Raw genomic sequence first — 12,054 nt, 5'->3', positions numbered from 1 at the left:
AGCTCCTCAGAGCCCCAGCTCCGCCGCGATAAAATCGGCAATCACCGCCGTGTCATCGAGATCAAAGACAGGGCGATCAAGCTCCAACGCCGTATCAGACGCCACCGCGCGGATGGTCGGATCGTTTGGCGCGATCAGCGCTGTCGAGGCCTCCGCCCTGTGCACTTCGATCTTTGGATGGGTCTCACGCTTATAGCCTTCGACCAAGATCAGATCGACCGGTCGCATCCGGGCGAGGAGCTCCGTCAATGAGGGTTCCTGCGCGCCGCGCAGCTCCTGCATGATGGCGACGCGATTGGGCGAGGCCAGCACCACCTCTGATGCGCCCGCAACACGGTGACGGTGACTGTCCGTGCCGGGCTGGTCCACATCGGTGGCGTGATGGGCATGCTTGAGGGTCGAGACCGTAAGACCACGTGCGGTGAACTCCGCCACCAAGCGCTCCATCAGCCCGGTCTTGCCGTTGTTCTTCCAGCCCGTCACGCCATAGAGTTTCATTGCAGCAGGCCCTCTGCCCGCGCCAGATCGTCGGGCGTGTTGACGTTGAAGAAGGGATCAAAGGGCTCCGCCTCAAACAGGGCCTCGCGCCCGCCGTGCTGGTCGGTCCACAGGACTACCTTACGCAAACCGCCGGTGAGTGCCGCGCGCAGATCATCGCGCAGGGCAACCGGCCACAGACCAAACGTCGGGTGGCGGTTCACCCGCCCCTTACCGCCGGATTTCAGCACCTCATCGCCGCTCTTGGGGGTGGTTGCCAGAACCAGCGGATGGCTCTGCCCATCAGAGGCCGCGACCAGCCGCGCCACCAGATCATGCGGGAAAAACGGCGTATCAGCCGCCACCGTGACAATCGCCTCCGCCCCCTGTTCCGCCGCCCAATCGAGACCCGCAAGAACCCCCGCCAACGGACCCGCAAAGCCTTCGATACTGTCCGGGATGACCGGCAGCCCAAAGTCGTCAAACCGCGCCCCATCGCCATTGGCATTCAGCGCCATCTGACGCACTTGCGGTGACAGCCGGTCGATGACACGCACCATCAGGCTCTGACCGCCAAGGGACAACAGCCCCTTGTCACCACCGCCCATCCGGGTGGCGAGACCGCCTGCAAGGATCACTCCGAGGGGTTGGGTCATGTTGACTCTCCTTCAACATCATAAGGTTTTGAGAGTACAACGCTCACAATCAGACAAGCCAAAAGAAACACCGATCCATCCGTTCCGAGAACAATCCAAATAAACACAAAGCACATCGCATAGGATACGGCAAACGCCCATCTGCATTGCGCGACCAAGGCATGAAGGGAGGACGAGCCGCCAGAGATCCCTCAGAGGATGACGCTGCGCGACGCGGATCGGTCCATGAAAGAAACGCCAAGTTCCAAGGCAACAGGGCGCCAGTACCGAAACATCGCCCAGAACTGCAGGCCGACGACAGCGATCATGACCGCGAGAAAGAGAACTGGCACAAACCAGCTGTCGAACGCTTCGATCATCTTACCTCTCGCTTGTTGATATTATTCAAATCCGCTCGCGGCACTGCGCCCAAAGCGGCACAGCCGCGACGCGCGCCGAGGGGCCTCGATGGCCCTGAGGCGCGCTGCCCCCCCCGCGCGGTCAATCCGCACTCTTGCGGCGGTGTTTCTTGTCTTCTTCCGGCATGGCGCTTGGGTCCACGTCGCGTAGCAGACGCTCTTCGCCCGCCAGACAGACAAATCGCTGCCCGCGCATGCGGCCGATCAGGGTCAGCCCCACCTGCCGCGCGATTTCCACGCCCCATGCGGTAAAGCCAGAGCGCGAGGCCAGCACCGGGATGCCCATCATCGCGGTCTTGATCACCATCTCCGAGGTCAGCCGCCCGGTGGTATAGAGGATCTTGTCCGATGCCTCTGCCCGCTCCGACAGCATCCAGCCCGCGATCTTGTCCACCGCATTGTGGCGCCCCACGTCCTCCATGTAGACCAGCGGGCGGTCCTGATGACACAGCACCGTGCCATGAATGGCCCCCGCCTCCAGATAGAGCGAAGGCGTGCGGTTGATCTCATGCGCCAACGCATAGAGCCACGAGGTCTTCACTGGTGTTGCGGGCAGGGTCACGCCCTCCAGCCCCGCCATCATATCGCCAAAGACCGTGCCCACCGCGCAGCCCGAGGTGCGAGTCTTTTTCTGGAGCTTTTCTTCATGCGAGGTCTCGACCTCGGTGCGGACCACGACCGTCTCGACCTCTTCGTCGTAGTCGACGCGGGTCACGACATCCTCAGCGCTCAGCATGCCCTGGTTTTTCAGAAACCCCAGCGCCAGATACTCCGGGTAGTCGCCAATGGTCATGGCGGTGACGATCTCTTGCCGGTTCAGATAGATCGTAAGCGGGCGCTCCTCGACCACCGAAATCTCGGCCTCTTGACCAAGGTGATCAACGCCGGTGACCTTGCGAGTCAGACGCGGGTTGCCGGGGTCCGGTGCAATACGATATTCCGTTGACACGTTAAGCTTTGACAATTGCCAAGATCCTTCAACCCGCGTAGCCATGTGCAACGTAACCTAAGGCCCCGCCATGACAATCTCCACCGCGAAATCCGCATTTTGGAAAGGTGTTCGCGACAGCGCACCCTTTGTACTGGTCTCTGGCCCGTTTGGACTGCTGTTCGGCGTGCTCGCCGCAGAGGCCGGGCTCAATGTGCTCGAAGCAATGTCTTTCTCGCTTGCGGTCTTTGCAGGCTCTGCACAGTTTACCGCGCTCCAGTTGATGCAGGAACATACACCGACGTTGATCGTGCTGATCTCGGCACTGGCGGTAAACCTGCGGGTGGCGATGTATTCGGCCTCCCTCACACCGTATCTGGGCGATGCGCCGCTGTGGCAGCGGGCCTGTGCAGCCTATCTAACCGTGGATCAAGCCTATGCTCTGTCGATGATCGAATTTGAACGCCGCGCAGAGTGGGGCACCCGCGAGCGGATGGCGTATTTCTTTGGCACCAATGGGCTGGTGGCCCCGGCATGGATGGCGGCAACCATCACTGGCGCTTTGGTCGGAGCCTCGATCCCGGACAGTCTGGGGTTGGATTTCGTGTTGCCCATCGCGTTTCTTGCAATGATCGGGCCGATGCTGCGCACACCAGCGCATGTGGTCGCCTGCTTCACGGCCTGCGCGGTATCACTGCCGGCAACCTTGATGCCATATAACCTTGGGCTGATCATTGCCGGGATCGCCGGAATGATGGCGGGCGCACAGGCCGAAGTGTGGTTTGAGCGCAAAAGCGCTGCAGCGGAGGCAGAGCAATGACAGGCACTGAGATGGCATTTGATCGCACCACGCTCTGGCTGGTGATCGTTGGGCTGGCCGTCGGCTCTTATGCGCTGCGGTTTGCCTTTATTGGTCTGGTCGGCAATCGCGCGATGCCTGCATGGCTGATGCGGCACCTGCGGTATACGGCAGTGGCGATTATTCCCGCCCTTGTGGCCCCGCTGGTGGTCTGGCCCGCCCCAACCGATGGCGCACCCAGCCTCATTCATTTTGCCGCCGCTGCCCTGACCTTTGCTGTGGCCGTGTTCAGCAAGAACGTGTTGCTTGCCATGGTGACAGGGGCCTGCAGCCTGTGGACCCTCATGTATCTCTTCGGCTGAGGTCCTCGTCGCTCAGAACGCAGACTGCAGAACTTAAGAAGGCGTCGCACTTGCGACGCCTTATGAATTTTACCATCTTGGGAATGGCAGTATTGCGATGTATCAGCCGCCCGCCGTCGCGTTGAGCGTGGCATTCCCTGCAGCAAGCCCTGCTTTGAGGTCATCGCTGTCATCTTCGTAGTATTTGTCGGTAACAACCCCGGGCAGTTGCGCAAATTGCTCCTGCAGTTTCACCGGATAAAAGGTCACATCAATACTCTCAAAGCCGGGAATTTGTTTCAACAGCGAAGAGGTCGCGTTTGAGCAAAACGCTCCCGACACACGGCCATTGCTTGTCGCCAGCTGATAAGCGATCTGAGCCTGCTCAGGTGTCAGCTGGATTTTCTGAGTCACAACATGAAAAGTGGAGCGCGCATGTGCGCTGCGATACGCCTGAAAGACCCCCGGCGTAATGCCGTACAGCACGTCTTGGCGCTCTGGCACCACATCGGCGTAGAACGACCCCGCCGGATCAAAAATGATCCGTTCGGAGGCGTTGATCATCAGCCCGGTATGACCGCCCTGCCCGGTTCGGTTATTCACCACGGTAATCAGGGTCATCGATGGCTGCCCTGCGTCCCGATAGGCGACACGCGCGATCGCTTCAGGGTCGGCGTCCGGCCGCTGAGGCGCTGCGCACCCCGCAAGAGCTGCGCAAAGCGCAAGAATCAGGATCGGGGTCCGCATGGAGGATTGCTCCGGTATCTGGTGAGATCAGGTGGCGAAGATCGCGAGGAACAAAGCGAAAAACACCATCGCAATGCAGAAGCGGGTCACGAAGGTCATAAACCCTGTGTAAGTTTGTTCCTGAACGGTGATGTCCATGGTGCCGTGCTTATGTTCAGCCATATCTTTGGTCCTGTTCGCGACTTGTGCTTGCGAGCGGTGATACTGGATTTCAAAACCGCTGTCACCACCCTACTGGAGAGAAGAAGCGAGAAGGAATACCTTCTAAACCCAGCGGCATCGCGCTTTAGCAATCGTATCTGGGTTAATCCCCACCACGGGCCTGAAGGGCGCGCTCAAACACTTCCAATGTGACCTGCGACACGTGATGCTCGATCCCTTCCGCATCAAGTTCGGCGATGTCGCGTGGCACACCTGTCTTCACCAGAAATTCAACGATTGTCCGATGCCGTGCGCGCACCCGCGTCGCCAGCGCTGCGCCTTCTTCCGTCAGAAACACACCGCGATACGGACGTGACATCGCCAGCCCCTCGCGTTTGAGGCGTGCTATCGATTTGGTGGCGGTAGGTTGAGAGACGCTCATGCGGGCTGCGATATCTGCCACCCGCGCTTCGCCAAACTCCTCAATAAGATCGCCAATCATCTCAACATAGTCTTCGAGAACGGCAGCGGCCTGTGCTTCTCTGGCACGCGCAAACCGGTTCGCAGGCTGGTCTTTATCAAGGAAAGTATCGGGCAAGGCAGCAGTCTCTTGGTTGGAGGTCCAACATATAGCAAAGCCGATGCTGTTTTCCACACCAATTGGTTCAGCGCGATGTCACACGAAAAGTTGATGCTACACCTTATTGCCAGATAACCAAGTTATAGCCATGGCTATATTTGTGTAAATTTAATGGAGTCATCCCCAATGTCTGACCTGACCCATCGCACGCGCAGCGGAATAGCTGCCGTGCTGCGCGGTGACGCGCGTGGTCTGCGCAGCCGCTTGTTGTTCGCGGGGCCCGCAATCATCGCCTCGGTCGCCTATATGGACCCCGGAAACTATGCGACCAACATTCAGGCCGGCGCGGGCTATGGTTACAAACTATTGTGGGTTGTGCTGTTGGCGAACCTTATCGCGATGCTCTTTCAGGCGCTTTCGGCGCGCCTCGGCATCGTAACGGGAAAGAATTTGGCCGAGGTCTCACGCGACAATCTGCCCCGCCCACTGGTTTGGGTGATGTGGGCGATCTCCGAAGTTGCAGCCATGGCCACGGACCTTGCAGAGTTTCTGGGCGGCGCGATTGCACTCTCACTGCTGTTTGATTTGCCGCTTGTGGTGGGCATGGCGATCACCGCGGTTGTGACCTACGGTATTTTGATTTTTGAAAACCGCGGCTTCCGCCCGATGGAGTTGATTATCGGAGCTTTCGTCGGCGTGATCGGGCTGTGTTATCTGGCGGAGATGCTGATTGCTCCTGTTGATTGGGCGGCACTTGGCGTCGGGCTGATGACCCCTGCATTGCCCGACAGTATGGCACTGACCATCGCCGTTGGAATCATCGGTGCTACGGTCATGCCGCATGCGATCTACCTGCACTCCGGTCTGACCCAATCGCGGGCTGAGGTGCGTGATGACGGCGACCGCCGAAAACTGTTGCGCTATTCCAATATCGAAGTGGTGCTGGCGCTGGCTGTCGCAGGGATGATCAACGTGGCGATGGTGGTGATGGCCGCAAGTGCGTTCCACCAAGGCAATCCCGAAGTGGCCGAGATCGAGACCGCCTATTATATGCTCACCCCTTTGCTGGGGGCCGCAGCGGCCGGATTTTTCCTGACATCTCTGATTGCGTCGGGGATATCCAGTTCGGTGGTCGGCACCATGGCTGGCCAGATGATCATGCAGGGCTTCCTGCACATCCGCATTCCGATCTGGCTGCGCAGGCTGATCACGATGCTGCCGGCCTTTGCCGTGGTGGCCGCAGGCGTCAACGCCACGCAGGCGCTGGTTCTGTCGCAGGTGGTGCTGTCGATCGCACTGCCGGTGCCAATGCTCGCCTTGCTCTACTTTTCAGCGCGCCGCGATATCATGGGGGCCTTCGCAATCAGCCCGCTGCTGCGTGTGCTGGCAACGCTTGGATCTTGCGCGGTTCTGGGGCTCAATTTCGTGCTGCTTGCGGATGTGTTTGGCGCAAGCATCCCGTTTCTCGAGTAAGTCCATTCTCGCATAGACCCAAGCGGGCAACACCTCAGCCGCTCACCTTAAACCACACAGCTTCGCGTCAATACGCGGAGCGCTCCCGCCCCTTTGTGCATGAGGCAGAGCCTCCCGCAAAAGCGTTGGGCCCGGCAGGGGCGGCGATTTGCAAAGCAAAGCGCAATACCTCAATGCCCCGGAGCGGAAGGCACAGCTTAGTCGCGGGCGACATCGCGCTTCACGCGCTGTTTCAGACCTGATCTTCCAGTTCTGCCACCAGCCGGAATCCGATGCGTTTCGCAGGTTCTTCCGGTTTCGGCTTGGGCATCGCCCGCAGAATAACATTCAGTTGGCTTACATGCTGAACTAGCTGCGTTTTAGCGCCACGCGTGTCGCTGCCGTAGAAAGTGATGATATCGGGATCGAAATAGCCCATGCCCTCGATCCGCAGCACACCTGCATCGCCGCCTGCAAACCCCATGGCAACCTCGTGTTCGCCGTCGAGCGTCTTTTCAAAGTTCTGGATGTAGAGAATCAGACGTTCGTAGGCCCAGCGCGCCTCGCTTTTTTGTTCAGGCGCTGGCACCTTCTGCATCGGGGCAGGCACGTCCGTCAGGGCGGCGGGCGCATCTGGATCTGTATGCACTTCGCGGTGGCATGGCAGTGCAGCCGCTTCTGCCACTTCGGCACTGGTGGAAATCTTGTCATCCATTGGAAAAGTCCTTGGGTCGTCGATATTTCACCCAAGGTGGCAGGCTTAGCGCCGTTGGTAAACCCAAGCCTCATCATCGCGCCGTGTGCGCGAGACTTGGCCAGTGCGGTAGAGATGATTGACATGGGCCACCGCCTCGACCAGCGCGAGGCCGTATTCGCCCGGTCCAATGGTGCGTTTGAACAAGACAGAAAAACACTCCGCTGCACTTTTGGGGGTCTCGAGAAACTCCATCAACCGTTCCAGCGCGCCGTGGTGATTGTCGATCAATTGCCGCATCCTGAGCGGCAGCCGGGTAAACGGCAGCTTGTGCCCGCCCAGCGCCAGATGCTCGGGGCGCGCCAATGCCGCCAGTCGCTCACAAGCCTCCAGCCATTCCGCCAGCGGATCGGCCTCGGGTTCGGTCGCATAGACGCCGATATTGGGGCTGATGGAGGACAGCACCTGATCGCCGGTCAGCACGAGGTTATCGTCCCGGCTCCAGAAGGTTGCGTGCTCCGGCGCGTGACCATTGCCCATATGCACGTCCCAGTCGCGTCCACCCATGCGAAACACATCGCCCTGCTGCACGCGGGTAAAGCCCAAGGGCATCGGGTAGACCGTATCGGCAAAGTTAAAGGGCCGGTCGGCCTTGCGCGTCTCGTAGGTTTCCGGGTCCATGCCGGCGCTGCGATAATAGGCCAGTGTTTCCGCAGGCCATTCCTCCTGCACATCCAGCGTCAGCATACGGGCAAACAGCCAGGCCGTGCGGGTGGTGACCAGCTCCGCGCCGTGTTCGGACTGAAACCAGCCCGCATTGCCGATATGATCGGGGTGGTGATGGGTCACCACCACCCGGCGCACGGGTTTGCCGCCCAGAGGCCCCGCCATCAACTGCTCCCAGATGCGGCGGGTCTTGTTTGAGGACATGCCAGTATCCACCACCGTCCAGCTATCTCCCTCGTCGAAGGCATAGACGTTGACGTGATCGAGTTTCATCGGCAGCGGCAGGCGCATCCAGAGAACGCCCTCGGCGACCTCAATGGCGTCGCCCTGTGCGGGCGGCTCTTCCCACGGAGTGCGGGGGGCCACGTCGGCGACGGAAACCATCAGCTTGCCAGCTCTTCTGCGGTGAGGGCAAAGGCCCCCGCAGCGCCTTCGCGGGCGTGGATCAGATAGGCTGCGTGCTGGGGCAACATGCGCTTGATGTAGAACCGCGCCAGTTTCTCACGCGCACCGCCTTTGTCCGCCAAGGCCGCCGCAAGGTGATAGTGCCCGCCCAAAACGCGGGCAAAGGCCATCAGGTAGGGCACCGCCCCGGCAAAGCGGTCCTGCATATCCGCTTCGACCAGCCATTCGGTGGCCTCGCGCAGGGTTTCGCAGGCCTGCCAGACGGCTTCGGCCATATTGGGGTGCGTGGGGCGGGCTCGCTCGGCCTGTTCCTCGATCTCGTCGATCAGGCGATGCGCCATCTCGCCGCCGTCCATCATCTTGCGCGCCACAAGGTCCATGGCCTGAATACCATTGGTGCCCTCATAGATCGCCGTGACCCGCACGTCGCGGTAAAACTGCGCCGCACCTGTTTCCTCGATAAAGCCCATACCGCCATGCACCTGCACGCCTTGCTCGGACACACGGATGCCGGTCTCGGTGCCAAAGGCCTTGGCAATGGGTGTCAGGAAAGCCGCGCGGGTTTTCCATTCGGCGTCGCCTGTGGCGGTGCCCATATCGATGGCCCCCGCACAGGCCAGCATGATCGCGCGCGATGCATAGACATCCGCCTTCATCTCCATCAGCATCCGGCGCACATCGGCGTGGTCTACAATGGTTCCCGTACCGCCCTCGACCGGGGTCTTGCCCTGCTTGCGATCGAGCGCATAGGCCAGCGCGTGCTGATAGGCGCCTTCGGCTGCGCCAACACCCTGACCGCCCACGCCAAGACGGGCGTTGTTCATCATGGTGAACATCGCCGCCATGCCGCCATGTTCCTTGCCCACAAGCCAGCCGGTGGCACCGTCGTATTGCATCACACAGGTGGGGGAGCCATGCAGGCCCATCTTATGCTCGAGACTGACCACCTTAAGGCTGTTGGCCTTGCCGAGGTTACCGTTCTCGTCGGGCAGGTATTTGGGCACCAGAAAGAGCGAGATGCCCTTTGTGCCGGGCACCCCATCCGGCAGCCGCGCCAGCACCAGATGGCAGACATTCTCGGTAAAGTCGTTATCACCCCAGGAGATGAAGATCTTCTGGCCGGAGACCGCATAGGTGCCATCGCCGTTGTCTTCTGCTTTTGACGACAGCGCCCCCACGTCAGACCCCGCCTGCGGCTCGGTGAGGTTCATGGTGCCCGCCCATTCACCTGAGATCAGCTTGGGCAGATACAGCGCCTTCAGTGCATCAGAGGCGTGATGCTCCAGCGCCTCAATCTGGCCTTGGCTCATGAGCGGGGCCAGTTGCAGGCTAAGGCACGCACCCGACATCATCTCATTGACTGAGGTGGTCAGCGACATCGGCAGCCCCATCCCGCCATATTCGGGGTCTGCGCTCATCCCGATCCAGCCGCCCTCGGCGATGGCCTTGTAGCCGTCACCAAACCCCGGTGAGGTCCGCAGGACGCCATTTTCCAGCCGCGCCGGTTCCAGATCTCCACCGCGTTGCAGAGGGGCCATCACCTCGTCACACATCTTGCCCGCCTCCGTGAGGATCGCGGCCATCAGATCATTGTCCGCTTCGGCGAAACGCTCCGTTGCGGTGATCTGCTCATAGCCAAGGATCTGCTGCAGCAGGAACTGATACTCGGAAACGGGGGCGCGGTAGCTCATCGGGGGACCTCTTCTCATCCTGGCGGGCGTCATGGCGCAGCCTTCAGACCCAAGACCGGAGCCGCTTGGCTTCCGGACTGCGAGCCGTTATTTACTGTGCCTTGGTCGATTTCGTAAACAGCCCCGGCGGCAGCGCAATCAAAACGCGGCGTCACCGAGGAAGTGACGGAACGGCCAAGCCTGAATTTTACCCCGAGATGTACCCCACCATGACCGATGCCACACATAACACCGAAGCGCTGACCGCAGCGCCCGAGGGCATTGCCCGTGCCGCGGAACTGCTTGCGGCAGGCCAGCTGGTGGCATTCCCAACAGAGACTGTTTACGGCCTTGGCGCGGATGCCACCAATGGCGCGGCGGTGGCAGCGATCTACGCCACCAAAGGGCGGCCATCGTTCAATCCGCTGATTGCCCATGTGGCTGATGTTGCGGCGGCGCAGACCTTGGTGCAGTGGAATGAGTGGGCCGAAGCAATGGCGGCAGCCTTTTGGCCCGGCCCGTTGACGCTGGTTTTGCCATTGCGCCCGGATCACCCTGTGTCGCCTCTGGTGACCGCAGGTCTTGATACCTTGGCGGTGCGGGTCCCGGCCAAAGCCTGCGCGCGTGATCTTCTGGCAGCGGTGGCCCGTCCCATTGCAGCCCCCTCGGCCAATCCATCAGGCCGGATCAGCCCGACAACCGCCGCCCATGTCCGCGCAGGCCTCGGAGGTAAAATCGCCGCGATCCTTGACGATGGTCCCTGTGGGGTTGGTGTGGAATCCACCATCCTCGGGCTGGCGGGGGATGCCCCTGTGCTGTTGCGCCCCGGTGGGCTGGCGGCTGAGGATATTGAGACCACCCTTGGCTATCGGTTGGCCGAGCGAAACGCCGCAGATCCCCTGACCGCGCCGGGGCAGTTGCAATCCCATTACGCACCAAACGCCAGCGTGCGACTGGCGGCGCGCGATTTTGCCCCCGGTGAAGTGTCGCTGGGGTTTGGCCCGGGTGCGTTTGATCTGAACCTCTCGCCCAGTGGTGATCTGAATGAGGCGGCGGCGAATCTCTTTGGGTATCTGCACCAACTCGATGCGATGGAGCGCCCGATTGCGGTGGCTCCGGTGCCGGAACATGGCCTTGGCATCGCGATAAACGACCGCCTGCGCCGCGCTGCAGCCCCGCGCGACAGCTGAATGCCACCCGAGGCGCAATGGGCGTTTTCCTTTGTTCAGCAGCGGTCTACTGTGTGAGCCATGGAATCGGAGCTGGATTATTGGAGCGCAAAGGCGCTGTTGGAGTGGCAGGTAGAGCTTGGCGCTACCGAAGCCATGATGGATGCGCCCATCAACAGGTACGAGCTACAGGACCAAAAGCCTAAAGCCGCACGCGGAGCGGAGGCCCCGCCCGCCCCGGTGAAGCCCAAATCGGTCGATCCCGTGGCCGAAGCTGCAAAACTCGCCAAATCCGCTGATGCACTACCAAGCTTGCGGGCCGCTCTTGAGACTTTCGAACATTGCGACCTCAAACGCGGGGCGCGCAATCTGGTGTTCTCAGATGGTCAGGCCGGTGCGCGTGTGATGATCATTGGCGAAGCACCGGGCCGGGACGAGGATCTGCAAGGCAAACCCTTTGTGGGCCGCGCCGGGCAGTTGCTGGACAAAATGCTTGCCGCCATTGACCTAAGCCGCAACGAGAACGTCTATATCACCAATGTGCTACCGTGGCGTCCGCCTCAGAACCGCGACCCGCTGCCTGCAGAAATTGCGATGCTGGTGCCCTTCCTCGAGCGCCATGTGGCGCTGGCGCAACCAGACGTGCTGGTGTTGATGGGCAATATCTCCTGTCAGGCCGTACTGGGCAAACGGGGCATCACGCGGCTGCGCGGCAATTGGGCCCAAGCCTGGGGCAAGCCGGTGATCCCAATGTTCCACCCTGCTTATTTGTTGCGACAAGCCTCTGCCAAGCGACAGGCTTGGGCCGATTTGCTGGAATTGCGCGCACGCCTCAACAGTCAGAACTGACCACCGCATCAAGGACCCTTGC

Annotated in this window: 15 protein-coding genes; 5 read left to right on the top strand and 10 right to left on the bottom strand. The window is 60.8% G+C overall.

Annotated elements, in window-relative coordinates; genetic code table 11:
- Positions 1-6 precede the first annotated feature (6 nt).
- From mobB to UB90_RS18385, 4 genes are all read right to left on the bottom strand, one after another.
- Positions 7-498 carry a molybdopterin-guanine dinucleotide biosynthesis protein B gene (mobB, locus tag UB90_RS18395; RefSeq protein ID WP_065324999.1) on the bottom strand — a complete coding sequence of 164 codons (492 nt, stop codon included), beginning with the start codon at positions 496-498 and terminating at the stop codon, positions 7-9.
- Entirely contained in the window at positions 495-1,133 is a 639-nt protein-coding gene (mobA, locus tag UB90_RS18390) for a molybdenum cofactor guanylyltransferase MobA (protein WP_065325001.1), read from the bottom strand. Before mobA ends, mobB begins: the two co-directional genes overlap by 4 nt.
- Positions 1,134-1,324: 191 nt before the next feature.
- A complete protein-coding gene (locus UB90_RS22870) occupies positions 1,325-1,492 on the bottom strand; it encodes a hypothetical protein (RefSeq protein WP_157888770.1) in 168 nt (55 codons plus the stop codon).
- Positions 1,493-1,613: 121 nt separating this feature from the next.
- On the bottom strand, positions 1,614-2,525 hold the full coding sequence (locus tag UB90_RS18385; protein WP_204161360.1) for a formate dehydrogenase accessory sulfurtransferase FdhD: 912 nt from the start codon (positions 2,523-2,525) through the stop codon (positions 1,614-1,616).
- Between the two features lie 25 nt (positions 2,526-2,550).
- Between UB90_RS18385 and UB90_RS18380 the strand changes: the two genes are divergently transcribed.
- Both UB90_RS18380 and UB90_RS18375 read left to right on the top strand, forming a co-directional pair.
- Entirely contained in the window at positions 2,551-3,279 is a 729-nt protein-coding gene (locus UB90_RS18380; protein ID WP_065325003.1) for an AzlC family ABC transporter permease, read from the top strand.
- Positions 3,276-3,620: an AzlD domain-containing protein gene (locus UB90_RS18375; protein WP_065325005.1), complete on the top strand. Its 345-nt coding sequence runs from the start codon at positions 3,276-3,278 to the stop codon at positions 3,618-3,620. The genes UB90_RS18380 and UB90_RS18375 overlap by 4 nt, the downstream gene beginning before the upstream one ends.
- Before the next feature lie 102 nt (positions 3,621-3,722).
- Here the strand turns inward: UB90_RS18375 and UB90_RS18370 are convergent, their stop codons facing one another.
- From UB90_RS18370 to mntR, 3 genes are all read right to left on the bottom strand, one after another.
- On the bottom strand, positions 3,723-4,346 hold the full coding sequence (locus UB90_RS18370; RefSeq protein ID WP_009175758.1) for a hypothetical protein: 624 nt from the start codon (positions 4,344-4,346) through the stop codon (positions 3,723-3,725).
- A gap of 27 nt (positions 4,347-4,373) precedes the next feature.
- Complete coding sequence (locus UB90_RS18365; RefSeq protein WP_005629607.1) at positions 4,374-4,508, bottom strand: aa3-type cytochrome c oxidase subunit IV; 135 nt, start codon at positions 4,506-4,508, stop codon at positions 4,374-4,376.
- Between the two features lie 142 nt (positions 4,509-4,650).
- Entirely contained in the window at positions 4,651-5,085 is a 435-nt protein-coding gene (gene mntR / locus UB90_RS18360; protein WP_009175563.1) for a manganese-binding transcriptional regulator MntR, read from the bottom strand.
- 168 nt (positions 5,086-5,253) lie between these two features.
- Between mntR and UB90_RS18355 the strand changes: the two genes are divergently transcribed.
- Positions 5,254-6,540, top strand: coding sequence for an Nramp family divalent metal transporter (locus tag UB90_RS18355; RefSeq protein ID WP_065325007.1), 1,287 nt, complete (start codon positions 5,254-5,256; stop codon positions 6,538-6,540).
- A 232-nt stretch (positions 6,541-6,772) separates the two neighbouring features.
- Here UB90_RS18355 and UB90_RS18350 read toward each other — a convergent pair whose 3' ends face one another.
- The 3 genes from UB90_RS18350 to UB90_RS18340 are packed head-to-tail and all read right to left on the bottom strand — an operon-like array spanning position 6,773 to position 10,035.
- A complete protein-coding gene (locus tag UB90_RS18350; protein WP_005675718.1) occupies positions 6,773-7,234 on the bottom strand; it encodes a DUF6173 family protein in 462 nt (153 codons plus the stop codon).
- Positions 7,235-7,279: 45 nt separating this feature from the next.
- The gene (locus UB90_RS18345) at positions 7,280-8,323 is read right to left on the bottom strand and encodes an MBL fold metallo-hydrolase (protein WP_065325009.1); all 1,044 of its coding nucleotides are present in this window, start codon (positions 8,321-8,323) and stop codon (positions 7,280-7,282) included.
- Complete coding sequence (locus UB90_RS18340) at positions 8,323-10,035, bottom strand: acyl-CoA dehydrogenase (RefSeq protein ID WP_065325011.1); 1,713 nt, start codon at positions 10,033-10,035, stop codon at positions 8,323-8,325. Before UB90_RS18340 ends, UB90_RS18345 begins: the two co-directional genes overlap by 1 nt.
- Positions 10,036-10,244: 209 nt before the next feature.
- Between UB90_RS18340 and UB90_RS18335 the strand changes: the two genes are divergently transcribed.
- Positions 10,245-11,204 (top strand): L-threonylcarbamoyladenylate synthase, encoded by a 960-nt coding sequence (locus UB90_RS18335; protein WP_065325100.1) that lies wholly within the window; start codon positions 10,245-10,247, stop codon positions 11,202-11,204.
- Positions 11,205-11,264: 60 nt separating this feature from the next.
- Positions 11,265-12,032 carry a uracil-DNA glycosylase gene (locus UB90_RS18330; protein ID WP_065325013.1) on the top strand — a complete coding sequence of 256 codons (768 nt, stop codon included), beginning with the start codon at positions 11,265-11,267 and terminating at the stop codon, positions 12,030-12,032.
- The last annotated feature ends 22 nt before the right edge of the window (positions 12,033-12,054 follow it).

Origin of the sequence: Tritonibacter mobilis, assembly GCF_001681715.1 — a bacterium.
Lineage (GTDB): Bacteria > Pseudomonadota > Alphaproteobacteria > Rhodobacterales > Rhodobacteraceae > Epibacterium > Epibacterium mobile.
Note: the sequence above shows the minus strand (reverse complement) of the source record. Positions and strands in the feature narration are given on the sequence as shown.